The 24394-nt window shown below is 73.5% G+C and carries 23 protein-coding genes and 2 tRNA genes; 8 read left to right on the top strand and 17 right to left on the bottom strand.

Going from position 1 to position 24394, the window contains the following annotated elements:
- The first annotated feature begins 62 nt into the window (after window positions 1–62).
- The 4 genes from LRS74_RS21315 to LRS74_RS21300 all read left to right on the top strand — a co-directional run bounded on the left by LRS74_RS21315 (window position 63) and on the right by LRS74_RS21300 (window position 5131).
- Window positions 63–136 (top strand) — tRNA-Lys (locus LRS74_RS21315).
- A 137-nt stretch (window positions 137–273) separates the two neighbouring features.
- Window positions 274–954: a FadR/GntR family transcriptional regulator gene (locus LRS74_RS21310; protein WP_277742493.1), complete on the top strand. Its 681-nt coding sequence runs from the start codon at window positions 274–276 to the stop codon at window positions 952–954.
- 383 nt (window positions 955–1337) lie between these two features.
- Complete coding sequence (locus LRS74_RS21305; protein ID WP_277742492.1) at window positions 1338–3176, top strand: cellulose synthase catalytic subunit; 1839 nt, start codon at window positions 1338–1340, stop codon at window positions 3174–3176.
- Entirely contained in the window at window positions 3173–5131 is a 1959-nt protein-coding gene (locus LRS74_RS21300; RefSeq protein ID WP_277742491.1) for a kelch motif-containing protein, read from the top strand. The genes LRS74_RS21305 and LRS74_RS21300 overlap by 4 nt, the downstream gene beginning before the upstream one ends.
- Window positions 5132–5199: 68 nt before the next feature.
- Here the strand turns inward: LRS74_RS21300 and LRS74_RS21295 are convergent, their stop codons facing one another.
- From LRS74_RS21295 to LRS74_RS21250, 10 genes are all read right to left on the bottom strand, one after another.
- Window positions 5200–6228 carry a glycoside hydrolase family 6 protein gene (locus LRS74_RS21295; RefSeq protein WP_277742490.1) on the bottom strand — a complete coding sequence of 343 codons (1029 nt, stop codon included), beginning with the start codon at window positions 6226–6228 and terminating at the stop codon, window positions 5200–5202.
- Between the two features lie 96 nt (window positions 6229–6324).
- Window positions 6325–7083: a class F sortase gene (locus tag LRS74_RS21290; protein WP_277742489.1), complete on the bottom strand. Its 759-nt coding sequence runs from the start codon at window positions 7081–7083 to the stop codon at window positions 6325–6327.
- A gap of 8 nt (window positions 7084–7091) precedes the next feature.
- Window positions 7092–7691 (bottom strand): hypothetical protein, encoded by a 600-nt coding sequence (locus LRS74_RS21285; protein ID WP_277742488.1) that lies wholly within the window; start codon window positions 7689–7691, stop codon window positions 7092–7094.
- Between the two features lie 97 nt (window positions 7692–7788).
- Window positions 7789–8571 carry an HAD-IIA family hydrolase gene (locus LRS74_RS21280; protein ID WP_277742487.1) on the bottom strand — a complete coding sequence of 261 codons (783 nt, stop codon included), beginning with the start codon at window positions 8569–8571 and terminating at the stop codon, window positions 7789–7791.
- A gap of 66 nt (window positions 8572–8637) precedes the next feature.
- Window positions 8638–10170: an alkaline phosphatase family protein gene (locus tag LRS74_RS21275; protein ID WP_277742486.1), complete on the bottom strand. Its 1533-nt coding sequence runs from the start codon at window positions 10168–10170 to the stop codon at window positions 8638–8640.
- A 126-nt stretch (window positions 10171–10296) separates the two neighbouring features.
- Window positions 10297–10461 carry a hypothetical protein gene (locus tag LRS74_RS21270; protein ID WP_277742485.1) on the bottom strand — a complete coding sequence of 55 codons (165 nt, stop codon included), beginning with the start codon at window positions 10459–10461 and terminating at the stop codon, window positions 10297–10299.
- Between the two features lie 115 nt (window positions 10462–10576).
- Complete coding sequence (locus tag LRS74_RS21265; RefSeq protein ID WP_347178149.1) at window positions 10577–10813, bottom strand: hypothetical protein; 237 nt, start codon at window positions 10811–10813, stop codon at window positions 10577–10579.
- 217 nt (window positions 10814–11030) lie between these two features.
- Complete coding sequence (locus LRS74_RS21260; protein WP_277742484.1) at window positions 11031–11201, bottom strand: hypothetical protein; 171 nt, start codon at window positions 11199–11201, stop codon at window positions 11031–11033.
- A 207-nt stretch (window positions 11202–11408) separates the two neighbouring features.
- Window positions 11409–12473, bottom strand: a complete 1065-nt coding sequence (locus LRS74_RS21255; RefSeq protein WP_277742483.1) for a hypothetical protein — start codon at window positions 12471–12473, stop codon at window positions 11409–11411.
- A gap of 568 nt (window positions 12474–13041) precedes the next feature.
- On the bottom strand, window positions 13042–14259 hold the full coding sequence (locus tag LRS74_RS21250; RefSeq protein WP_277742482.1) for an ROK family protein: 1218 nt from the start codon (window positions 14257–14259) through the stop codon (window positions 13042–13044).
- 48 nt (window positions 14260–14307) lie between these two features.
- On the opposite strand from LRS74_RS21250, the gene LRS74_RS21245 reads away from it, so the two are divergent.
- A complete protein-coding gene (locus LRS74_RS21245; RefSeq protein ID WP_277742481.1) occupies window positions 14308–15408 on the top strand; it encodes a Gfo/Idh/MocA family oxidoreductase in 1101 nt (366 codons plus the stop codon).
- A gap of 272 nt (window positions 15409–15680) precedes the next feature.
- Here the strand turns inward: LRS74_RS21245 and yidC are convergent, their stop codons facing one another.
- From yidC to LRS74_RS21215, 6 genes are all read right to left on the bottom strand, one after another.
- Window positions 15681–16382 carry a membrane protein insertase YidC gene (yidC, locus tag LRS74_RS21240; RefSeq protein WP_277742480.1) on the bottom strand — a complete coding sequence of 234 codons (702 nt, stop codon included), beginning with the start codon at window positions 16380–16382 and terminating at the stop codon, window positions 15681–15683.
- Window positions 16383–16480: 98 nt separating this feature from the next.
- Complete coding sequence (locus LRS74_RS21235; protein ID WP_277742479.1) at window positions 16481–16798, bottom strand: DUF6412 domain-containing protein; 318 nt, start codon at window positions 16796–16798, stop codon at window positions 16481–16483.
- 66 nt (window positions 16799–16864) lie between these two features.
- On the bottom strand, window positions 16865–18397 hold the full coding sequence (locus LRS74_RS21230; RefSeq protein WP_277742478.1) for a sodium:solute symporter family protein: 1533 nt from the start codon (window positions 18395–18397) through the stop codon (window positions 16865–16867).
- Window positions 18394–18600, bottom strand: a complete 207-nt coding sequence (locus LRS74_RS21225; RefSeq protein WP_260867973.1) for a DUF3311 domain-containing protein — start codon at window positions 18598–18600, stop codon at window positions 18394–18396. The genes LRS74_RS21230 and LRS74_RS21225 overlap by 4 nt, the downstream gene beginning before the upstream one ends.
- 45 nt (window positions 18601–18645) lie before the next feature.
- Window positions 18646–19452, bottom strand: coding sequence for a class E sortase (locus tag LRS74_RS21220; RefSeq protein WP_277742477.1), 807 nt, complete (start codon window positions 19450–19452; stop codon window positions 18646–18648).
- A gap of 413 nt (window positions 19453–19865) precedes the next feature.
- On the bottom strand, window positions 19866–21137 hold the full coding sequence (locus LRS74_RS21215; RefSeq protein WP_277744862.1) for a DUF445 domain-containing protein: 1272 nt from the start codon (window positions 21135–21137) through the stop codon (window positions 19866–19868).
- 480 nt (window positions 21138–21617) lie between these two features.
- Between LRS74_RS21215 and LRS74_RS21210 the strand changes: the two genes are divergently transcribed.
- The 3 genes from LRS74_RS21210 to rdgB all read left to right on the top strand — a co-directional run bounded on the left by LRS74_RS21210 (window position 21618) and on the right by rdgB (window position 24098).
- A complete protein-coding gene (locus LRS74_RS21210; RefSeq protein WP_277742476.1) occupies window positions 21618–22925 on the top strand; it encodes an SGNH/GDSL hydrolase family protein in 1308 nt (435 codons plus the stop codon).
- 130 nt (window positions 22926–23055) lie between these two features.
- Window positions 23056–23475, top strand: a complete 420-nt coding sequence (locus LRS74_RS21205) for a hypothetical protein (protein WP_277742475.1) — start codon at window positions 23056–23058, stop codon at window positions 23473–23475.
- Window positions 23476–23495: 20 nt separating this feature from the next.
- On the top strand, window positions 23496–24098 hold the full coding sequence (gene rdgB / locus LRS74_RS21200) for an RdgB/HAM1 family non-canonical purine NTP pyrophosphatase (protein ID WP_277742474.1): 603 nt from the start codon (window positions 23496–23498) through the stop codon (window positions 24096–24098).
- A gap of 180 nt (window positions 24099–24278) precedes the next feature.
- Here rdgB and LRS74_RS21195 read toward each other — a convergent pair.
- A tRNA-Leu gene (locus LRS74_RS21195) sits at window positions 24279–24362 on the bottom strand.
- Between the last annotated feature and the right edge of the window lie 32 nt (window positions 24363–24394).

Below are 24394 nucleotides of genomic sequence, written 5' to 3'. Positions count from 1 at the left end.
GGCCCGACGGGGGGTGGTCCGGAGCACCCTCTGCCATCGGGTAAAGTTTCCTTCGTCAGCAAGCGCCGCTAGCTCAGTTGGTTAGAGCAGCTGACTCTTAATCAGCGGGTCCGGGGTTCGAGTCCCTGGCGGCGCACGTGACACGAGGGGCCTTCTCGCCATCGGCGGGGAGGCCCTTTGCCATGCCCGCGCCATGCCCGCGGCAGGGCATCGGGTCGTGTCGTTCCGTCGCACCGCTGGCCAAAAGGGGAGGTGGCGGTGCACAGTCGCGGAATGGCGCGCGACATCCAGGAGCGGATCAAGAGGCTGATCATCGACCGCCGGCTGCCCTCGGGCGCCCCGCTGCCGACCGAACCCGAGCTGATGGAGCTGCTGGGCGTCAGCCGCAATTCGGTGCGCGAGGCGCTGAAGGCGCTCCAGGCCATGGGCATCGTGGAGATCCGCCATGGCTTCGGCACCTATGTCGGCCCGATGTCGATGGCGCCGATGATCGAGGGCCTCACCTTCCGCACCGTGGCCGGCCACTACCGCGGCGAGGAGAGCCTGCTCCAGCTGCTGGAGCTGCGCGAGGCGGTGGAGACCGGGCTGGTCACCCGGCTGGCCGGGCGAATACCGGAGGCCGACCTCGCCGAGCTGGACACCCTGGTGGAGCGGATGGAGAAGGAGTCGGCCACGGGCGACGTCCGCGCCGACACCGACCGGGCCTTCCATGCCGCGCTCTACCGCGGACTGGACAACGCGCTGCTCAGCGAGGTGCTGGAGGCGTTCTGGGACGCCTTCCACCGGGTGCGCACCGATCTCGTCGACGTACCACAGGACCCTCGGATCACCTGCATCCAGCACCGGGCGATCCTGGAGGCGGTACGCTCTGGCGACGCGGTGCGCGCCGAGGACGCCGTGCGCGACCACTTCGGCAACATCCGCGCGCGACTGCGCTCCGCACACCGCCGCTGAAACGGTTTCCGCGCCGGACGCCGCACACCGGCCCCGCGCGACGCCCCACACCCCCCGCTGCCCCGTCTGGGTCATTACGCACCTTTGCCCGGTAAACACCGCGTTTCACCCTTGCGATCATGGAGTTCCGTTCGAGACCCTGAGCTGGGTGCACAGGCTCCAAAACAGCTTTCACACAGCGGAGTTGGACACCGCCGGAGGCGATCGGCCAGAGGGGGTCCGGTCGACGCTCAAGAAACCGGAAGGCAGTCGTCCATTTTTTGTCACCTGCAATCCGAGGGACGGCCGCCCCGCGCGGTGGCGTCCCCAGCGGTCCATGGGGGACTGGGCGAGGGCCGAACAGTGAGACACGCAGTCAGCCTTGCGTGCGGGGGGATGGACTTATGACGTCGACGCCGACTGGCGCCCGGCAACACCACACCTTTGACCCGTCCGCGACGACACGCCTCCGCGTGCCGCGGCCGCATCAGGCCGGGCCCGACCGGCACCGTCAGCCGCCGCCGCGCAAGCCGCTGCCGCGCTACGACTACGAGCACTACAGCCGACTCGCCGGGCCCCTGACCCAGCCGGACCCCAGCCGGCCCTACCGGGTGCGCTACCGCAGCCTGGTGGCCGACGAGCCGCACCGCATCGGCGCCGCGCTGCTCCTGGGCGCCGCCCCGCTGGTCTCCCTGGGGCTGCTGCTGTGGCTGATGCAGCCGGACCACTGGAGCGAGCGCGGCGGCTCCTCACAGGTCATGGTGGTGCTGGACACGGTCATGCTGGTGTCCATAGGGCTGATCGAGTTATTCCGCACCCTGAACGTGACGTCCAACGCCCACGCCACCCTGGTGGCCCGCGACCCGATCCCGGTGGTGCCCGAGTCCGGTACCCGCGTCGCCTTCCTCACCTCCTTCGTGCCCGGCAAGGAGCCGCTGGAGATGGTGACCCGCACCCTGGAGGCGGCGGTCAGAGTGCGCCACCGCGGGGTGATGCACGTCTGGCTGCTGGACGAGGGCGACGACCCGGAGGTCAAGCGGGTCTGCGCCCGCCTCGGCGTGCACCACTTCAGCCGCAAGGGCGTGGCGAAGTGGAACCAACCGTCGGGCCCGCACCGGGCCAGGACCAAGCACGGCAACTACAACGCCTGGCTGGACGCCCACGGCGACGACTACGACTACTTCGCCTCCGTCGACACCGACCACGTCCCGCTCCCCAACTACCTGGAGCGGATGCTCGGCTTCTTCCGCGACCCGGACGTCGCCTTCGTCATCGGACCGCAGGTCTACGGGAACTACGACGCGGCCGTCACCAAGGCCGCCGAGAGCCAGCAGTTCCTCTTCCACGCGCTCATCCAGCGGGCCGGAAACGCCTATGGCGCGCCGATGTTCGTGGGCACGAGCAACGCCGTGCGCATCAAGGCGCTGAAGGGGATCGGCGGCCTCTACGACTCCATCACCGAGGACATGGCCACCGGCTTCGAGCTGCATCGGCACCGCAACCCGGCCACCGGGAAGAAGTGGCGCTCGGTGTACACCCCGGACGTGCTCGCCGTCGGCGAGGGGCCGAACGCGTGGACCGACTTCTTCACCCAGCAGTTGCGCTGGTCCCGGGGCACCTACGAGACGATCCTCAAGCAGTTCTGGAAGGCGCCCTTCACCCTGCCGCCGGGCACGTTCTTCAACTACACGATGATGATCATCTTCTACCCGATGTCGGCGCTCAACTGGATCCTCGCCGCCCTGAGCTGCGCGCTCTTCCTGGGCTTCGGCGCCGCCGGACTCCAGGTCGACCCGGTCACCTGGATGATGCTCTACGGCAACGCCTCCGCCCTGCAGATCGGCCTGTACATCTGGAACCGGCGGCACAACGTCTCCCCGCACGAGCCCGAGGGCTCCGGCGGGGTCGCCGGAATGGTGATGTCCGCACTCTCCGCACCCATCTACGCACGCTCGCTCATGGATGCCGTACTGCGCCGCAAGAGCAGGTTCGTGGTGACCCCGAAGGGGGACTCGGCCAGCCCCGACACGCTGTTCGGAACCTTCCGTATCCACCTCTTCTTCCTGTTGGTCTTCGGCGGGTCGCTCGCCTCGTCCTTCTACTTCGGCCACAGTCATCCCGCGATGACCGTTTGGGCCTCGCTCGCGCTCGTCATCACGGCAGCCCCGATCATCGCCTGGCGGTGGACCGTGCGCCAGGAGAAACGGAAGTCGAAGACCGCCCTTGGGGGACGTGACAAGTGAAGTACCGACCCACACGCCGCACCCGCCGCTATGCGGTCGGTGCGGCGGCCGTGATCGTGCTGGCCGGATTCAACGGACCGGCCCTCTATCGCTTCAGTGCCGACAAATACCACCATTACAAAATCAACCGACCGGAGTACAAGGCGAAGAACGGCCACTGGAAGGTGGTGGACGTTCCCGAGGACAACCGGATCAACACGATCCACGCCGCCCTGCTCCACACCGGCAAGGTGCTGCTGGTGGCCGGCTCCGGCAACAACGCCGCCAACTTCGCCGCCAAGTCCTTCCGCTCGGTGCTGTGGAACCCCGAGGACAACACCTTCAAGAACATCCCCACCCCCAAGGACATGTTCTGCGCCGGACACACCCAGCTCCCGGACGGCAGACTCCTGGTCGCCGGCGGCACCCAGCGGTACGAGAAGCTGGAGGGCGACGTCGAGAAGGCCGGCGGGCTGATGTTCGTCCACAACGAGAACCCGGACAAGCCGCGGACCTTCCGCGCCGGCACCCGTTTCACCGGAAAGGCGAACGGAAAGACCTTCGAGTCCAAGGACCCGGTGCTGGTGCCGCGCGCCAAGAAGACCAAGAACAAGAAGACCGGCAAGGTCACGGTGACCGCCAGCACCGCCCGGGTCTATGTGGAGGCGCTCCACAAGGGAAAGAAACACCAGACCGGCACCGAGGACAACTACCGCATCGCGGGTCTCAAGGGGAAGGACGCCCAGAACTTCTACGGCATCGCGCAGAAGCTCTCCTTCGACAAGAAGGATTTCCAGGGCATCAAGGATTCCTTTGAATTCGACCCGGTCAGCGAGCGCTACATCACGGTCGACCCGATGAACGAGGCGCGCTGGTATCCGACCCTCACCACACTCCAGGACGGAAAGGTGCTCTCGGTCTCCGGTCTGGACGAGATCGGCCAGGTCGTGCCCGGGAAGAACGAACTGTACGACCCCAAGACCAAGAAGTGGACCTACCTGCCCAAGCAGCGGTTCTTCCCCACCTACCCGGCGCTCTTCCTCACCGAGAAGGGGAAGATCTTCTACACCGGTTCCAACGCCGGCTACGGACCGGCCGACAAGGGCCGCACCCCCGGGTTGTGGGACGTGAAGAGCAACCAGTTCGACGTGGTCCCCGGCATCAGCGACCCGGACGCCCTGGAGACCTCCATGTCCGTGCTGCTGCCGCCCGCGCAGGACCAGCGGTACATGGTGCTCGGCGGCGGCGGGGTCGGTGAGGACCCCAAGTCCACCGAGAAGACCCGGATCGTGGACCTGCACGACAAGAACCCGCGCTTCAAGGACGGCCCGCCGCTGTACGCCAAGGCCCGCTACCCGAGCAGCGTGATCCTGCCCGACGACACGGTCCTCACCACCAACGGCTCCGGCGACTACCGCGGGCGCAACGCCAGCAACGTCCTCAAGGCCGAGGTCTACGACCCCAGGACGAACACCTCGCGCGGGGTCGCGGACCCGCTGGTCGGGCGCAACTACCACTCCGGGGCGCTGCTGCTGCCCGACGGCCGGGTGATGACCTTCGGCTCCGACTCGCTCTTCGGCGACAAGGCCAACACCAAGCCCGGGAAGTTCCAGCAGCAGATCGACATCTACTCGCCGCCGTACCTCTACCGCGACTCACGCCCCGCGCTGAGCGACACCGAGCGGAAGGTGGTGAAGCTGGGCGGGAAGGCCACGTACCGCACCGCGGACGCCGCGAAGATCCGGAAGGCGCGGCTGATCCGACCCGGTTCCTTCACCCATGTCACCAACATCGAGCAGCGGTCGATCGAGGTGGAGTTCACCACGACCAAGGACGACCTCACGATCACCGTCCCCAAGGACCCGTCCCTGGTGCCGCCCGGTTGGTACATGCTCCATGTGCTCGACGGCGCGGGGACGCCGTCGAAGGCCGTGTGGCTGAAGGTCCCCGAGGACGAGAAGGTGCCCACGTTCTGACCGGCGGGCGGGGACGGGGGCCGGGGCTCCCCTCCCGCACCGCCCTCGCCACGCCGGGTGGCCGCCGCTCAGCGGGAATTGCGGGCCAGATCGAGCGCGTAGCGGGGCCACCACTGGCCCGCCCGTGGGCCGCCCTTGCAGGTGCCGTCGGACTCGCCCGGGCGCTTGATCCACAGATAGGCGTCGACCAGGTCCTCGCCGGTGTGCGTGGTCGGCCGCTCCCCCAGGGCCCGGCCGGCGGGGTTGCACCACGCCTCGGGGTCCTCGCGGTGCGGCGCGGGCCCGTTTCCGTTGCGGCTGGTGTCTATGACGAAGGGCTTGTCACCGACCATCGCGGAGAGCCGCTTGCCGTACTCCGTGTTCTTCGCGGTGGTCTGGTAGTTGGAGGTGTTGAGGGCGAAGCCGTCGGCCATGTCGATGCCCGCCCGCTTCAGCGGCTCCACCATCCGGCCCGGGTCGGTGATCCACGCCGGGTTGCCCGCGTCCAGGTACACCTTGGTGTTGGGCAGCGACTTGAGCTCGGAGACGGCGCCGGTGAGCAGGTGGTACCGCTCCTCGTGGAACTGCCGTGGGGTGCACCCGTCGACCACGTGCGGCAGCGCGTCCGGCTCCAGGATGACGGTGGCGGCCCGGTCGCCGATCCCCTTGACCGCCTTGTCCAACCAGGCGCGGTACGCGTCGCCGTCGGCCGCGCCACCCTTGGAGTACTTCCCGCAGTCGCGGTGCGGGATGTTGTAGAAGACCAGCAGCGCGTCCCGATCGGCCCGCGCCGCGGCCTCGGTGAAGCCGCGGGTCTGCCCCTCCGGGTCCTCGGTGCCGATCCACTCCGCCACCGGCTGGTCGGCGATCTTCGAGATCTGTGCCGCCTTCTCGTCCGCCCCCTGGTCGCGGTAGGCCGCGACCTGGCGGGCCGCGCTGCCGTCCGGGTTCACCCAGTACGGCACCGCCGACTTGGGCCGCTGCTTGGGCGGCGCGGCGGCGCGGGGTCCGTCGTCGGCGTCCGACGACCCGAAACACCCCGACAGCGTCACTAGCGCCCCCACCACGGATAACGCGCAGACCACCCTGCGCCGACGGCCGGTATCACTGCCGTACATCCACTCCCCCTTGGCACGCACGGGACAAGGCCGGTCGAATCCATCCTTACACACCCCGCCCACCCTTGGGGGAGGCATCGACCGGCCCGAGCGGGCTCAGCCAGGGCGCACGCCCGGCGCGCGCGACACCGCTTCCAGCCCCCGACGTCCGGCGGCCGTCCGCGACTTCGGGGCCGCCGTCACATCGGTCAGATAGGCGGACACGACGACGTTGGCGGTGTAGGTGTGGCGGGCACGGTCGAAGGTGCCGCCGCAGGTGATGAGGCGGAGTTCGGCGCGGTGCGCGGCGCGGGGGCCGTAGACGCGCCGGGGGTCGAAGCGGGCGTAGGAGATGACCTCGACCTCCTCGACGGTGAACTCGGCGACGGAGCCGTCGGAACGGCCGACGCGGACCTTCTGACCGGGCTTCATCCCGCTGAGGTGGTAGAAGACCGCGGGCCGGGAGTCGGTGTCGACGTGGCCGACCAGCACCGCGGCACCGGAGGAGCCGGGCGAGGGACCGCCGCGGTACCAGCCGACGGCGCCGGGCCGGTCGTAGGGCGGCGGGGCCACCCCGCCCGCGGCGTCGAGGCCGCGGGCGACGACGGGGGCCCGCACCTTGGCCGAGTCGATGACGACCTGCCGCGGCTGGGCGGCCGTCAGCGGGGCGTGCGCCGCGGGCAGCCCCAGCACCGGCGGCCGGCCGACGGCCGCCACATCGCCGGTGGCGGTGGGTGTGCCGTCGGACGCGCCGCGGCCCCACAGCCACAGGCCGATCAGCAGCACCGCCCAGGCCACCCCCGTGAGCAGCCGGGCGGTACCGCTTCGCGGGGAGCCGGCCGCGGGCTCCGCGGGCGCGTCGGCTTCCTCGGACATCGGTCCGGTCAGCCGTCGGAGGAGCGGGACGTGGAGCGGGCCGCGCGGCGCCGGTACACGGCCAGGCCGCCCACCGCGACGGCCGCGCCGCCCGCGAGCACCAGTCCGTACGCCTCCACCCCGCCGAACCCGCGGGACTGGTCGCTGCGTGCGGTGGCGCCACCGCCGGCGTGGACCGGGGCGTAGGGCTCGTGCGGTATCCCCGGCCGGCCCCCGTAGCCGTCGTCACCGCCACCGCGACCGGAGTCGCCGCGACCGAAGTCGTCTCCGCCGGAGTCCCCGCGCCCGAAGCCGCCGCCGAAGTCCTCGTCCGGACGGCCGTGGTCGCCCTGGCCTCCGCCGTGGCGGTCGCCGCCCTCGTCGTGACGGCCGTGGTCCTCGCCGCGGCCCCCGTCCCCCCGGCCTTCGTCCTCGTCGTGGCGGCCGTAGCCGCCACGGTCCTCGTCCTGTCCGCGGTGCCGGTCGTCGCGGTCGTCCTCGTGCCGGTCGTCCGCGCGGACGACGGCCGCGGTGCCCGGCGCCGCGAAGGCGGCGGGGGCGGGGGCGACGGAGACGCAGGCGATGGCCGCCACGGTGGCGGCACAGAGAGTTATTCGCTGGGAACGCATAGTGAACCTCCCGTTACCCCAGAAGGCTCACAAGAACGGCCGGGACCCGCATCCGCTGCGGGCCCCGGCTGGGCCGTTCGGGTGAGGAGGCGAAGGGCTACTGCACGAGGTCCACCAGGTCGGCGATGGAGTCCACCACGCGGGACGGCCGGAAGGGGTACCGGTCGATCTCCTCCGGACGGGTGAGGCCGGTGAGCACCAGGAAGGTCCGCATCCCCGCCTCCAGGCCGGCCAGCACATCGGTGTCCATCCGGTCCCCGATCATCGCGCTGGTCTCGGAGTGCGCCCCGATGGCGTTCAGCCCGGCCCGCATCATCAGCGGGTTGGGCTTGCCGACGAAGTACGGCTCGCGGCCCGTGGCCTTGGTGATCAGCGCGGCGACCGAGCCGGTGGCGGGCAGTACGCCCTTCGGGCTCGGGCCGGTCTCGTCGGGGTTGGTCGCGATGAACCGCGCCCCCTCGTTGATCAACCGGATGGCCTTGGTGAGCGCCTCGAAGCTGTAGGTGCGGGTCTCGCCCAGCACCACGTAGTCCGGCTCGGCGTCGGTGAGGACGTAGCCGATGTCGTGCAGCGCGGTGGTGAGCCCCGCCTCGCCGATGACGTACGCGGTGCCGCCCGGCCGCTGGTCGTCCAGGAACTGGGCGGTGGCCAGCGCCGAGGTCCAGATGTTCTCGACGGGCACGTCCAGCCCCATCCGGGCGAGCCGGGCGTGCAGGTCCCGCGGCGTGTAGATGGAGTTGTTGGTGAGCACGAGGAAGGGGCTTCCGGACTCCCGCAGCCGGGACAGGAACGCGTCCGCGCCGGGGATCGGCACCCCCTCATGGATCAGCACGCCGTCCATGTCGGTGAGCCAGGACTCGATCGGCTTCCGCTCTCCCATGTGACCTGCTCTCTTGCGGTTGCGATGAGACGGTTGTGCGAGACCAGCCTAGTCAGGCTCGGCCCGTCAGGCGCTGGTCACGTCGACTCCGTCGATCACCCAGTACCAGTTGTTGGACCCGGTGTAACGGAAGCGAAAGCTCACGCTGGAGGCGCCGGCCGGCACGTCCAGGGTCAGCGACTGCGGCTGGGAGACCACATCGGAGGTGTAGCTCCGGACCGGGACCGGCGTGGCGCCGTTCCAGGAGGCGAGGACCTGTGCGGTCTGGTTCCCCTCCCGCCGGTAGTGGGTGGTGAAGTCCAGCCGTACGGTGGTGGCCCCGCCGACCGGATACGCCGGGCTGACCAGCGTGGAGTCGTACGTCCCGGAGAAGCTCCGGTCCGCCCACTCGTCGGAGTCGGCGACCGCGAACACGCCGCGGGAGCGGACGTTCAGCTCCCGCCACTGGTCGCGCTGGGTGCGGCTCCAGAACTCGTCGGTGGCGAAGGCCCAACCCCGCCACTCGCTCACCCCGCCGCCGCCCATCGCGGAGTTGACGACCGACCAGCCGCTGGGCGGGGTGTGCGTGTGTCCCAGGACGCCGGCCGGGATGCCGGTCTCGTCCACGCGCGGCGAGAGCGCGCCGTACAGCGTCTCGAAGGCGTCGCCGGCCCGCCGCTGGATCGGCTTGCCGTCCAGCCCCCAGGCCGGCTCGACCGGGACGCCGAGCTGGTGGAAGACGGTGGCGGCGACATCGACCAGCCGGGTGTCGGCGGGCCGGGCGCCGGCCGGGATGCCCGGGCCCTGGGCGAGCACGAAGGTGCGGCGCTCCGCGATGCCGCTGCCGCCGTGGCCGCCGGCGTCCAGATGACCGTGGTCGGTGGCGACGATGACGGTCCAGCGCTCGGCGGCCCGGCTCGGGCGCGCCTCGATCGCGGCCAGCAGCCGTCCCAACTGCCGGTCCTGCACGGCGATGGCGTCCAGGTATCTCCGGCCGGTGCCGCTCGCGTGCGCGACCACGTCGGTGTTGCCGAGGTAGACGAAGACGACGTCGGGGTTCTGGTCGCGGAGCACGCCGACGGTGTCGACGGTCAGCCGCTCGTCGGCGCTGACATAGCCCTCGGCGTCGCCGTCGTAGACCACCTTGGCGTCGGCGCCGGGGGTGACCGTGCCCTGGGCGTCCAGGGGCTTCCAGTCCACCGCCGCGAAGGTGGACAGCCCCGGCCGCACCTGGGCCAGCCGGGCCAGGAAGCCGGGGTAGCGACCGTAGTCCTTGCCGGCGAAGGAGTTGTCCCGCACGCCGTGCTTGTCGGGCCACACGCCGGTGGCGATGGTGGACCAGCCGGGGCCGGAGGAGGTGGCCGCCATCGGCGGCGCGTACAACAGGCTCGCCCCGAAGGTGCCGCCCGCCATCAGCCCGGTGAGGGTGGGGGCGCCGGCGGCGGCGATGCGGTCGTGGCGCAGTCCGTCCATGCCGACGACCAGCACCTTGTCGGCGCTGGTGCCGTTCGGAAGGGTGGGCGCCGCGGCGGCGGCAGGGGTGGGCGGCCCGCCGACGGCCACCACGGCGGTGCCGGCGGCGGAGGTGAGCACGGAGCGTCGGGTGATGCTGCGGGACACGTCGTCCTCCCGGGGTCGAGGGTGGCGGTACCGGCCCGTCACCCTGACGCGGGTCGTCGTGATGTGCCAGAGCCGTGCGGTGATGCCACCGTGAAATCTCCACCACGGAGGGGGAGACGGGCGGATTCAGCCGCCGGCGGCCGACGTCCACGCGCCGACGTCACGGCCGAGGTCCTGGTCGATGTCGACGTCACGGCCGAGGTTCTGGTCGATGTCGCCCCCGTCGGGCCGGAAGATCTCCACGCCCTTCATCGACTCGGCCGGCTCCTCGGCGTCGTCGCCGGTGGCCACCCCGTCGGCGCGGGCCGCGAAGCCGCCGCCGACGGAGTCGGCCTTGCGCCGGGCGCCCCGACCGAGCCTGGAGTCGAGGGGATGAGCAGCATGGGCAGCGCGGGCGGCGTCCCGCTCAGCAGCGCCTCGCGCGGGGTGTGAGCACGGCCTCCAGCCGCTCGTCCGCGTCCCCGAACCCGGCCACCACCGTGCCCCGACCGGCCCGCCGCGCGCGCCCCTTCACCAGCGGCTCGCGCCGCGCCTGCCGTACGGTCTCCCGCGCGACGCCGTACCCCTCCGCCAGAGCGCGCCCGGTGGGCAGGGTGCCACCCTCGCCCCACTCGTCCCGCAGCGCGGCGATGCGCGCCTTCACCGCGTCGTACGTGGGGCCTGCGGCCGTTCCCGGGGATGACGGAAGCTCACCGGCGCGGCGGGTTCCGGCCGTACGGGGAGTCCACGGCGCGATCCTCGCGTCCCGCCACCGCCCGAACGCGCCCGTGGGCATCCCTGACCGCGTCGCCCGCCCACGAGGGGGCGACACCGGGACCGCGCCGTCGTCGGGCGGCTGAGCCGCTGGTCGCGCGCTCCGCTTACGCGCCTTCGCCGGAGCAGTTGCACGTGGGGCAGGCGATCTGGTCGCCGATCCAGCCCGTGCCGCCGCAGGTGGCGCACTGGGGGTCGATGCTCCCACCCCCGCACCGGAACGACGCCTCCGGCCGCTCCTGCGGCATCACCCGACCGCCACCGCTCACCACCGTCATCGGGCACCTCCCGTACTCGCCCATCAGCGCGTTCGCTCCGCGCCGGCCGCGACGAGAGCGTGCCAAGTATGCCCAGGCGGCGCGCCGTCGCCGCCAAGCTCTCCCCAGAGAAACCCGCCCCGAGTGGCGGGCGGAAAGTGGCGCGCCACCCCGCCCCGAGGCGCCGCGCGCCGCGCCCCACGGAGCGCGCGGCGTACGCGGAGCGCGTCAGCCCGTCCGTCGAACGCCGCCCGCGGCGACCCGCAGCCGCCGCGCCGACGCCAGCAGCGCGGCGCCGGCCAGCAGACACGCCGCGCTGGCTCCCGAGAGGGCGAGCAGCGCGGCCCGGTCGGCGCGGCGGGGGGCGGGGCCGGTGTCGGCCAGGGCCGGTGGGGCGGGCGGGGCGGGAGCGCCGGAACCGGCGGACGGGCGCCCCTCGTTCTCGGTCCGGCCGTGGTGCTCGCGCCGGCCGTCCGACTCGCGCCGGTCCTCGGCCTCACCGCGGGCGTCGTCGCCCGTGGAGCCCTCCGCCCGGCCGTCCCCGGCGCCGCCCTCCGTCCGCGCGGCCGCGACGACCGTGAACGCGTGGTTCTCGGACTGGCCGACCCAGTCGCCGTCCCGGTCCCGCCGCTGGACCGTGGTGACGGCGGCGACGACCGGGCCCAGCGGCGCGTCGTCGGTGAGGCGGAGCCGCAGGGCCACCTCGATGGAACGGTCGGCCGGCACCGTGAAGCCGGGGAAGCCGGGCGCTTCGAGGATGCCGATGCTCTCGTGCTGGTCGGTCGTCTCGAAGCGGACCGGCCGCCACCGCGCCTGCCGGACGCGCCGTTCCCCCGCGGTCAGCTCCTTGTCGTGGAACTCCAGCCGGATGTGTCGAGGCCGGAGCTTGCGGTCCCGGCCCGCCATCACCACCACCGGGTGGATCGACTGGCAGGTCCGCTCGGTGGTGTTCCGCAGTTGCAACCGCCACACCCGCCAATCGCCGCCGCGCGCGTAGTCGCTGGGGTCCGCCTGCAGCGCCGCGTCCAACGGGAAGTCGGTGCTCTTCGCGTCGCCACAGCCGGGCACGGCAGCGGCGGTCGGCACGGCCTCGGCGACGGGCGCGGCGATCGGCACGGCCTCGACGACGGCCGCGGCGATCGGCACGGCCTCGGTGACGGGCGCGGGATGCCGGGCTGAGGCGCCGTGTCGAGCGGCCGCGACGGCGTCGGCGGACGCCCCGGGCGCGAGCGGGGTCAGGGCCACCAGCGCGGCCATGACCAGGCGGACGGCGGGCGCGCTGGGCAGACGCATGGCTCACCTTCGCTGCGGGGTGCTGTGCGGGACTCCCAGCGCCTTTCCCCACCCGACCGCCGCCGCGCGGCCCGGCCCCGGCACGACATCCGAGTGGCCGTCACAATCCCCCTCGATCAGCGCAGCCCCCGGCCGTTCCGCGCCCCGGCCCGCCCCGCCGGGACTTCCCGCCCCCGACCGCGAAGCCGCCGGGCCGGCCCCACCCGACCGCGGAATCGCCCCAGCCGACACCGACCGCGGACCAACGGGCTGTCCCCCACCCGGCCACGGACCGCCGGGCCGCGCCCACCAACCGCGGAATCGCCCCGACCCACACCGACCGCGGACCGCCAGGCTGTCCCCCACCCGACCACGGAACCGCCTCGGCCCACACCGACCGCGAACCGCTGGGCCGTCCCCGCCGACCGCGGAATCACCCCGGCCCACGCCGACCACGGAACCGCCCCGCCCCCACCGACCCGCCAAACCGGCCCGCCCCGCCACACCGACCACGGAACCGCCCTGCCCCCACCGACCCGCCAAACCGGCCCGCCTCTCAGCACCAGCCGCGGAACCGCCGCGCGCCCCGCTACGCCCGGCCGAAGAAGCGGCCGAGCACCAGTTGCGCCGCGCCCTCGGCCACCAGGCGGCGGCCCCGCCCGGCCACGTCGACCGCCACCGCATGACCGGCGCCGGACCGGCCCGCCTCCGCGGCCAGGACCGCGGCCACCCCGCGGGCGTAGGGCTCGGGGTCGGCGAGCACGGTCCGGCCGCCGAGGAACACCCGGTCGACATCGAGGAGGCGAACGAGGTTGGCGGCGCCGACGCCGAGCAGCCGGGCCGCGCGGGCCGGGTCGCCGGCGGCGACGGCTGCCAGGCACAGGGCCTCGACGCAGCCGCGGCCGCCGCAGCCGCAGGGCGGGCCGTCCAGCTGGATCACCTGGTGGCCGAACTCCCCGGCGTCGGTGCGCGCGCCGCGGTAGACCTCGCCGCCGAGCACCAGCCCCGCGCCCAGCCCGGTCCCCAGGTGCAGATAGGCGAACGAGTCGGCCGACCCCTCCGGCCCGTCGGGACGCCGCGCCAAGCCCAGCGCGGCGGCGTTGGTGTCCTTGTCGAGGACGACCGGCAGGCCGAGCCGCGCGGCGAGCGCGTCGCGCAGCGGGAAGCCGTCCCAGTGCGGAAAGCCGGTGACGCGGCGCAGCACTCCGGCGCCGTGGTCGAGCGGCCCGGGGGACGCGACGCCGACCCCGAGCACCCGACCACCGCCCACCCGCTCGCCCGCCGGCTCCTCCCCCGCCACCGGGTCCGCTCCCTGGTCCCGCGCCGCCGCCCCGTCCGGCGTCGGCACCGCCCGGTCCGGCGCCAGCACCGCGGCGACCTGCGCCACCGCCGCGTCCAGCACCGCCTCAGCGCCCGCGCCGAAGTCGAGCGGCGCCACCCGTATGTCGAGCGGCTCCCCGGTCAGATCGGTGCGCACCGCGGTCAGCTCGTCGCGGTCCAGATGCAGCCCCACCGCGCTGCGCGCCCCGCGCACCAGCCGCAGCACGGTGCGCGGCTTGCCGCCGGTGGAGGGGCGGGTGCCGGCCTCGGCGGCCAGGCCGTCCGCGCGCAGCCGCGCGGTGATCTTGCTGACGGCCTGTGGGGTGAGCCCCGTGCGCTCGGCCAGCTCCGGTCGGCTCACCCCGTCCTCGCCGGCGTCCCGCAGCAACGAGAGGAGCAGCGCGGCGTTGTGGCCGCGCAGCACGGAGAGGTTGGCGCCGTGGGGGCCGTCGGGATCGCGTTCATGGAGGTGCCGCACGGACGCCATTCTCCCCGTCGCTTGCACTTTGGCAACACTGTTGTCAAAGTGACGGTCATGGATGGCACCCCTGGCAGCACCGGCACCCCCCTGCGCGTCGGCCTCATCGGCTACGGCCTCGCGGGCTCCGTCTTCCACGCCCCCCTGATCGCGGCCACCGCGGGCCTGGTCCTGGACACCGTCGTCACCGGCAACCCCGAGCGGCAGACGCAGGCCCGTGCCGAGCACCCCGAGGCGCGCTGCGTCGCCACGCCGGAGGAGCTGTTCACCCCGGACCGGGCCGCAGAGCTCGACCTGATCGTCGTCGCCTCGCCCAACCGCACCCATGTGCCGCTCGCCCGCGCCGCCCTGGAGGCCGGACTGCCGGTGGTGGTCGACAAGCCGCTCGCCGCCACCGCCGCGGAGGTGGAGGCGCTGGCCGCGCTCGCCGCCGAGCGCGGGCTGCTGCTGAGCGCCTTCCAGAACCGCCGCTGGGACAACGACTTCCGCACCGTGCGGCAGCTCATCGCCGACGGCGCGCTCGGCCGCGTCCACCGCTTCGAGTCCCGCTTCGAGCGCTGGCGGCCGCAGCTCAAGGGCGGCTGGCGGGAGTCCGGCGACCCGGCCGAGCTGGGCGGGCTCCTCTACGACCTGGGCAGCCACCTGGTCGACCAGGCGCTCACCCTCTTCGGCCCGGCCGTCTCCGTCTACGCCGAGGTCGATGTGCGCCGCCCCGGCGCCGCCGCCGACGACGACACCTTCATCGCGCTCACCCACGCCGGCGGGGTGCGCAGCCATCTGTGGATGAGCGCCACCGCCGCCCAGCTCGGCCCGCGCTTCCGGGTGCTGGGCGGCCAGGCCGGCTATGTGAAGTACGGCCTCGACCCGCAGGAGGCCGCGCTCCGCGAGGGCAAGCGCCCGGGCGACGGCACCGCGTGGGGCGTGGAGGCCCCGTCCACCTGGGGCCGGCTGGGCTCGGGCGAGTCCCCGCAGACCGGCGGCGGCGAGCCGGTGCCGACCCTGCCCGGCGACTACCCGGCCTACTACGCGGCCGTGGCCGACGCCGTCCGCCACGGCGGCCCGCCCCCGGTCACCGCCGACGAGGCCGCCGCCACCCTGCGCGTGCTGGAGGCCGCCCGCCGCTCCGCCGCGGAGGGCCGCACCGTCCGTCTCGACTGAGCGCCGGTCCCTCCGGCGCCCGGGCGGACCACAGGGAAGCACCCGGGGGTTTCATCCCGCCGCCCCGGCGAGCCCCGAGACGGCGGAGCCCGGCGGTGCCGACCCGCATCAGCCGACCGCGGGGACGGAACACCGGGGGTTCCATCCCACCGCCACGGCGAGACACCGGACGACGAAGCCCGGTGGTACCGAAACCAGCCCTCCGATTTCTCTCCGGGCAGGGGCGTCCTCGGGTGCCCACCACACCCCCGCCCCCAGGCGCCTACGGCGCCCTACCGCCCGCGGTGCAGCAGCGCCCGCTCCACCGCCGTCCATGTCGTCGTCGTGGCCAGGTAGAGCCCGGCCGCCAGCGGCACCACGGTGGCGGTGACCAGGGTGCCGAAGGACAGCAGCGGCAGCACCTTGGTCAGTCCCGCCGCGCCCGCGACCGGCGACGTCCGCATGCCGGCCATCGCCTTGCGGGAGCGGGTGTACGTCCACGTCGCCACCGCCGCGATGAGCGCGAACAGCCCCAGGTACACCAGCCCCGCGGTGCCGAACATCCCGCCGTCGCCGAGCGCTTCGGTCCAGCTGCCGTCCAGCGGCGCGCCCAGCAGCGCGTGGTCCAGCAGCCCCGCCCCGCCGCTGCCGGTGGAGAACAGGTGGTACATCACGAAGAAGAACGGCAGCTGGACCAGCATCGGCAGACACCCCGCCAGCGGCGACGCGCCCTCCTTCTCGTAGAGCTCGGCCGCCGCCCGCCGCAGCCGGTCCGGATCGTTGCCGTACCTGCGGCCCAGCTCCGCCATCTTCGGGGCCATCGCGGTCCGCACCTTCTCGCCGCGGGCCGCGGCCCGCGCCAGCGGGTGCAGCGCGGCACGCACCCCCATGGTGAACAGGACGACCGCGGCGGCCATCGCCGAGCCGCCGAAGAGCGGGGTGAGCGCGTCGGACAGGTGGGACAGCAGCGCGCCGAGGGGAGTGAAAACGGACATGGTGGAGCCCTCCACGGGTCTCGTCAGCCGGAGTGCGGAATGCGGGAATCGGCATGACGAACCGCGCGGGCTCGGCGGAGAGAAGTGGTGCGGAGCTCCTACGCGGCCGTCGGGAGGTGACGGCCGGGGGCTCGGGGACGGGTGCGGCCCGCCGCGTCGGGGTCGCGCTGGGGCAGGAACGCGGTGCGGCGCTCCCGGTCCCGTATCGCGGTGCGTATGCGACCCGGCGGGCTGGGCAGCGCGTACAGCGCGGCCAGCAGGACGCAGAGCACCAGCGTCGCCGCCGCCACGGCGGCGGCCGCGGAGAGGACGACCGCGCTCACCAGGCCGGACTGGGTCAGCATCAGCCCGGTCAGCAGGAAGAGGAGCATGCCCAGGCGCATCCGCACCCGTTCGACGCGCGTGCTCTCGCCCATCCGGCTCCCCTCCCCTCACGCACCGTCGGCTACCGGCCGCCTCGGCGACGACCGTCCTGTCCGATGCTAACCCCGACCACCGACAACGGAGTCGGCGAGGCCCTCCCGATCCCCGGGGCCGCTCTCGGTTTCCAGGGCCAGCACCTCCTCGTCCGGTCGCGGATCCCGCTCCCGCGGCCCCAGCAGACTGACCGTCACCGCGACCGCGAGGTTGGCGGCCAGCGCCAGCAGCCCCGCGTTCACGCCCCACAGCGGATCGCGCCCGGTGAAGACGAGGAAGCTCACCAGGGCGCCGCCCACCACCAGCCCGGCCAGCGCCCCGGGGAGGGTCAGCCGCCGCCACACCAGGCCGAGCAGCAGCATCGGGATGAGCTGTGCCATGCCCTCGTAGGAGACCAGCGAGAGCCGCACCAGGGTGTTGGGCGCGAGGTAGGTGAGCAGCAGCGCCGCCGCGCCCGCGGCCACCACCACCGCCTGGGAGCCGAGCTTCTGACGGTCCGGCCGGCCGGCGAAGCGGGGCAGCGCGCCCAGCACGCTGCGCCCCCACATGGTGCCGATGACCAGCATGAAGACCGCCATCGGCACGATCGAGGAGAGGGCGGCCGCGACCCCGATGACGCCGACCGCCCAGGCCGGCAGCGAGTCCACCACCAGCTTGAACAGCGCCAGGTTGGACTCCGCCCCGGCCAGCCCCGGCACCACGAACAGCGCCGCCATGCCCAGCAGCATCGGCACGAAGAGCAGCACGTTGTAGAAGGGCAGCAGCATCGCGTTGCGGCGCAGCGCGTCGGCGTCGCGCGCGCCGAGGTAGCCCGCGACGGTGGTCGGGAAGATGACGACGGTGAGGGAGTTGAGGAAGACCGTCGAGAGGAACCAGCCCTCCCCCAGGCCGCCGCCCCCGTGCCCGGGGACGGTCAGCCACTCCGGCCGCTCGGCGACCATGCGGTCCAGGAAGTCGCCGTAACCGCCGAAGTAGTGGACCGGCACATAGACCGCGAGAAACGCGAGCGTGCCGATGACCAGCACGTCCTTCAGCACCGACACCCATGCGCTGCCGCGCAGCCCGCTGACGACGACGAAGCCGGTGGTGACCGCGAACGCGATGAAATTGGCCCAGTTGAGGCTGATGGCGCCGTAGGAGATCGTGGAGACCACGACGCCCATTCCGGTGATCTGGAGTTGGATGTACGGCAGCAGGCACAGCGTGGCCAGCACCGCGACCAGCGCGCCGAGCCACGGCCGGCCGTAGCGGTGGGCCACCATGTCCGTGATGCCGACCAGGCCGTGTCGGCGCGCGTAGGACCACAGCATCGGGCCCACCACATAGCCGATGGCGTGGCCGCAGGACATGTACGCCAGCACGTACAGCACCGGCGCCCCGGTGTTGTAGCCCCAGCCGGCCGCGCCCAGATAGCTGAAGCTGGTGTAGCCCTCGCCCGCCATCAGCACCCAGATGAAGACGGTGCCCAGGCTGCGCCCGCCCACCGACCACTCGGCCAGTCCGCCGCCGGAGCCCCGGCCGCGCACCGCGAGCAGGCCGAGTGCCACGGTCAGCACCATGAAGCCCGCGAAGACGGAGGTCGCCACCGTCGCGTTCACCGGCGCTCACCCCGGGCGCGACCGCGGTCGGCTCGCCAGGTGAGCCAGACGGCCACCGGCGTCAGCAGCGTCGCCAGCAGGATGTAGCAGAACAGGAAGGGCAGCCCGAGGACGGTCGGGTGGACCCGGTTGGCCAGCGGTATCGCGCCCAGATAGAGCACGTAGGGCACCAGCAGCCACAGGTGGGACGGAGAACGAAGCACGAGGTACGAGCCTAACGCGGGCGCCGGTCCCGGCAGTCGGCGAACCTAGCGCGGCGCCGCCGCGCGCAGCGTGCCCCACACCACCAGCCGGTAGCGGGAGCTGAAGGCGGGCGTGCAGGTCGTCAGCGTCAGATAGTGGCCCGGCCGGGTGAAGCGGTGGCCGGGGTGGGTGGAGCTGTACGGCACCGGGGCGAGGACCGTGCCGTCGCCGGGCGAGGTGCGCGGCAGGGTGCGCTCGACCGCGTAGGTGTAGCGGACCTCCGCGGTGTCCACCCGCACCGTGTCCCCGGGACGCAGTCGGTCCAGGTGGCGGAACGGCTCGCCGTGGGCGTTGCGGTGGCCCGCCAGCGCGAAGTTCCCGACCCCGCCCGGCGGCGCGCTGCGCGGATAGTGGCCGGCGTAGCCCTTGTTGAGCACCCCGCGGCGACCGACGCCCTCCGCGATGGGCACGGCCAGTCCGAGCCGGGGGATGCGGAGGACGGCGTACGCCCGGCCGGGGGCCGGGGTTGCGGACCGCCCCGCGCCGCGCGGGCGCTCCGTCCCGCCCGGCCCGGAGGTCCCGCCGCCGTCCGCGCCGTCCTCCGGGCCCGCGCGCGGTCCGGTGGCCGCCCCGCCGCCGGACGAGGGACCGGGCTCCGCCGCGTCCCACCGCCGCTCCAGCGCGGCCACCTCCCGTCGGGCGCCCTCCCGCGCCTGCCGGTTGGTCCACCACAGTTGGTGGACGACGAGCAGCAACAGGACCACGCCCAGCGTGAGCGCGGTCTCCGCGACGCCCCACAGCGCCCGGGCCAGCGCGGCCCGGCGGCGCGCACGGGGGCTCTGCACGAGGACCGCTGGTGCCCGCTGCCGCACGGTGCCCTCCTCGGACCGGGGACGCGCCGTGCGGAGGATAGGACGTACGGCCGGCACCCTCCAGACCTCGTGGACCCCCGGCAGCGGACGCGGCGCGCGTTCTCGCCCGGTACGGGCGTCTCGGCCGGACCCTCTCGACCGCCGCCCCGGCGGGCCGCCGCCGCGGGATCACCGCCGAGGCGGCCGTACGGACATGCGGCCGCACGCGCCCGCTCGGTCCGCGGCGGCACTCAGCGTCGTCCGCGGCATCCGGCGCCGGGCGCTCCGCGGTGACCGAAGGCTCCGGGGGCTCCGGGGGCTCCATGGGCTTCGGGGGCTCCGGGGGCTCCGGGGTCCGCGGCACCGAGCGCTCCACGGTCACCGCGAGGCCCGGCCCGAGCACCCCCACGGCGCGGCCGAGGTCGCGGCCGGCGTCAGCCGCCCAGGGCGTGGGAGACCGCGTAGATGCACAGCCCCGCCAGGGCGCCCACCACGGTGCCGTTGATGCGGATGAACTGGAGGTCCCGGCCGATGTGGGTCTCGATCTTGCGGGAGGTGTGCTCGGCGTCCCAGCCGGCGATGGTCTCGGTGATCAGCGAGGTGATCTCGTCCCGGTAGGTGGTCACCACGTAGACCGCCGCGTCCGCCAGCCAGCCGTCGACCTTCCCCCGCAGCCGCTCCTCGGTGCTCATCCGGGCTCCCAGCGACAGGATCGAGGCGCGCGCCCGCAGCCGCAGCTCGCTGCGCTCGTCCTCGGCGGCGGCCACGATCATGGCGCGGACCGCGTTCCAGGCGGAGGCGATCAGCTCCTGCACCTCCCCGCGCCCGAGCACCTCCGACTTCAGCCGCTCCACCCGGGCCCGGGTGTCGGGGTCGGACCGCAGGTCGGCGGCGAAGTCGGCGAGGAAACGGTCGACGGCTCCGCGGGCCGGGTGGTCCGGCATGTCGCGCATCTCCCCGACGAACCGCAGCAGCTCCTTGTAGACGCGCTCGCCGACCTTGCGGTCCACGAAGCGTGGCGTCCAGCCGGGCGCGCCGCCGACGACCGCCGTCATGACGGAGTCGCCGTGCCGCGTCAGCCACTCGTGGGCGCGCACGCACACCAGGTCCACCACCCGGTGGTGGCCGCCGTCGGCGACGACCTTGTCCAGCAGCGCGCCGAGGCCGGGGGCGATCTCGTGCGCTTCGGCCCGCCGGGTGATGGCCTCGCCCACGACGGCCTGCACATCGGAGTCGCGCAGCACGGTGAGCGCACCGCGCAGCGCGGTCGCCAGCTCGGCCGTCACCCGGTCGGCGTGGGCGGGTTCGGACAGCCAGGTGCCGAGCCGCGCGCCGATGCCGACCGCGCTCAGCCGTAGCCGCACCACCTCGGCGGAGAGGAAGTTGTCGCCGACGAACTCGCCCAGGTTCACCCCCAACTGGTCCTTCTTGGTGGGGATGATGGCGGTGTGCGGGATGGGCAGCCCCAGCGGCCGCCGGAACAGCGCGGTGACCGCGAACCAGTCCGCCAGCGCGCCCACCATGCCCGCCTCGGCGGCCGCGGCCACATAGGCCGTCCAGGCGCCGGCCCCGGCGCTCCCGGCCCAGGTGGCGAGCGCGTACACGGCGGCGACGGCGAGCAGCAGCCCGGTCGCGAGGGTCTTCATGCGGCGCAGTCCGCGCCGCTTCTCCGCGTCCGCCGGGCTGTCCACGGTGAAGCCGGTCATCGCCACGGTGGCCTCACCCGCATTCGTCCGCTCCATCCGTTCACGCCGCCTCTTCGTGCATTGTGCTCATCCGGACCACTCCCGAAGCGTGCCGCGGGTTCCCCGCGCCGCGCGAGGCGGGCCCGCGCCGGCTCCCCGGAGTCCCCCGACCGGCCTCACCCGCCGAAGCGCCCGACGGCCGACGGTCGCCCCGACCGCCACCGCCGTCAGGCGGCGATCACGCGCGCGGCGGAACGCGCCGCGGGCCTCTCGCGTCTGACCGGGCGAGTGGCCGGCGCGGATCCGCCGGGGCGCCGGCAGGTCGCGCCACCCACCGTGGGATCATGTGGCCCGCCCGCGCGCAACGCCGCCGCGCGGCCGCCGCGTACCGCCGTACGTCCGTGCACCCGTGCGTCACGCACGTCACCGCACGTCCCGACCACCCGAGCCGCCCGGCTCCGCCTGCCCGAGGAGAAACGCCCGCTCATGAGCGTGCCCCCGATGCCGAGACGTACGGTGTTCGCCCTGATGGCGGCCCTCGCGGCGGTGGCGGTCCTGGTGGCGACCGCGATATTCGTCGGTACGGGGCGCGGCGAAGGCGACCTGGGGGCCGGCTCCCGCGGGCACCGCGGTCCGGCCACGCCGGCCTCGGCGGGCGGCTGGGTCGGCAGCTGGTCCGCCTCGCCGGCGGCCGCGGAACCGGACACGACCGACGGCTACGCGGGCATGTCGATACGGAACGTGGTCCACCTCAGCGTCGGCGGCAGCAGCGCGCGGATCCACCTGTCCAACCTCTACGGCTCCCGCCCGCTGGACATCACCCACGCCTCGCTCGCGGTGGCCGCCGCGCCCGGCACCCCCGGCGCGGCCGCCGGCACCATGCGCCGGCTCACCTTCGACGACGGCACCGCGGTGACCATCCCGGCGGGTCAGGCCGTGATGAGCGACCCGGTGCGGCTGAACATCCCGGACGCCGCCGACCTGCTCGTCACCACCTACTCCCCCACCCCCTCGGGCTCGGTCACCTACCACCCGCACGCCCGCCAGACCTCCTACCTGGCGCACGGGAACCGCGCGGCGGACACCATGGGCGCCGCCTACACCGAGCAGAGCCCGTACTGGCGCTATCTGACCGCCGTCGACGTGTGGAGCAAGGACGCCACCGGGGCGGTGGCCGTGCTCGGCGACTCGATCACCGACGGCATCTCCTCCACCGCCGGCACCAACCGCCGCTGGCCCGACTTCCTGGCCCGACGGCTGCGCGAGGAGCCGGGCGCGCCCCGCTACGGCGTGCTCAACCAGGGCATCAGCGGCAACCGGGTGCTCAGCAGCGGCCGGAACTTCCCGCCGGACAACCCCAGCGCGCTCGGCCGCTTCGACCGTGACGTCCTGTCCCGCACCGGTGTCAAGGTCGTCATCATCGAGTTGGGCGTCAACGACATCCTGCGCAATCCGCATGTCACCGACCCCGACGAGATCGTCTCCGGGCTGCGTACGCTCACCCGTCAGGCGCACGCCCGCGGGCTGCGCGTCATCGGCGCCACCCTGATGCCCTTCGAGGGCCACCGCGGGTTCACCCCCGAGCTCAACGCCGTGCGGGAGGGCGTCAACGCGCAGATCCGCTCCGGGAAGGTCTTCGACTCCGTGGTCGACTTCGACGCCGCCCTGCGCGACCCGGCCCATCCGCTGCGGCTGCTGCCCGCATACGACTCGGGCGACCATCTCCACCCCAGCGACGAGGGATACGCCGCCATGGCCCGGTCGCTGAACCTGCGGCAGCTCCAGGGCGTGCCCACCGCCGCGCTCTGAACCGGAGCTCAGCGCCGGAGCCCTGAACCGGAGCCCTGGACCGGAGGCAACCGCGCACGGGGTGCCCTGCGTTTAGGGAGGTAACAGGTACGCGGGCTTCCGCCCGCCGCCGCTGGGGAGGGGACCACCCATGGCCACGCGTCGCGTTCAGCACCGCCCACACCGCCGCCGGAACACCGCCACCGCGCTCGCCGCGGCCGCCGTCGTCGCCCTCGCCGGGCCGGCCCTGGTCGGCTGCGACACGGTCCAGAAGGCCCTGGACTGCGCCCAACTGGCGGTCGAGATCTCCAACGACGTGGACGACCTCCAGGACGCGGTGACCGGCGCGGCGGTCAACCCGGAGGACGCGGACAAGATCCTGGACACCCTCAACGAGGACATCGACAAGATCTCGGACAAGACCGACAACGCCGATATCGAGAAGGCCGTCGAGGATCTGCGGAAGGCCGTCGACAACGTGCAGACGGCCATCGACGAGGGCAAGGCGCCCGACCTGAAGCCGGTGACGGACGCGTTGGGCGAGCTGACCGATGTCTGCTCGCCCGGCTAGGGCATCGATAATCGGGTCCCATGACACGCTTGATCCTCGCCACCCGCAACGCCCACAAGGTCACCGAGCTGCGCTCGATCCTCACCGGGGCCGGCCTGGACGTCGAACTCGTCGGCGCCGACGCCTATCCCGAGATCCCGGACGTCAAGGAGACCGGCGTCACCTTCGCCGAGAACGCCCTGCTGAAGGCGCACGCCCTGGCCCAGGCCACCGGTCTGCCGGCGGTGGCCGACGACTCGGGGCTGTGCGTGGACGTCCTGGGCGGCGCCCCGGGCATCTTCTCCGCGCGCTGGGCCGGCCGGCACGGCGACGACAAGGCCAATCTGGACCTGCTGCTGGCCCAACTCGGCGACATCGCCGAGGAGCACCGCGGGGCGCACTTCGCCTGCGCCGCGGCGCTGGCGCTGCCGGGCGGCGAGGAGCGGGTGGTCGAGGGCAAGCTGGAGGGCACGCTGCGCCACGAGCCGGCGGGCTCCGGCGGCTTCGGCTACGACCCGATCCTTCAGCCGCTGGGGGAGAGCCGGACCTGCGCCGAGCTGACGCCGGAGGAGAAGAACGCGATCAGCCACCGCGGCAAGGCGTTCCGGGCGCTGGTCCCGGTGGTGCGCGAGCTGCTCGGCTGACCCGTAGCCCGGCCAACACCACGGGCCCGGACCGTCGTTGCCCGGTCCGGGCCCGTGGTGCGCGAACGTCGCCCGAATCGGGAGCGTGGCGCTCGATGAGGACGCGTCGGCCCGGGACGCGCCGCGCCAGGGACGCGCCTCACGGCGCGGCACGGCACGTGCGGCGCGGAACGCGCGATGTGCGGCCGGAGGGACTCGAACCCTCACGGGTGTTACCCCACTGGGACCTAAACCCAGCGTGACTGCCAATTCCACCACGGCCGCCAGCCGTCAGCCATCGTATCGGGCCGCCGGCG

It is taken from the genome of Streptomyces sp. LX-29, from assembly GCF_029541745.1.
Taxonomy (GTDB): domain Bacteria; phylum Actinomycetota; class Actinomycetes; order Streptomycetales; family Streptomycetaceae; genus Streptomyces.
This window is presented reverse-complemented; position numbering and strand designations above follow the sequence as displayed.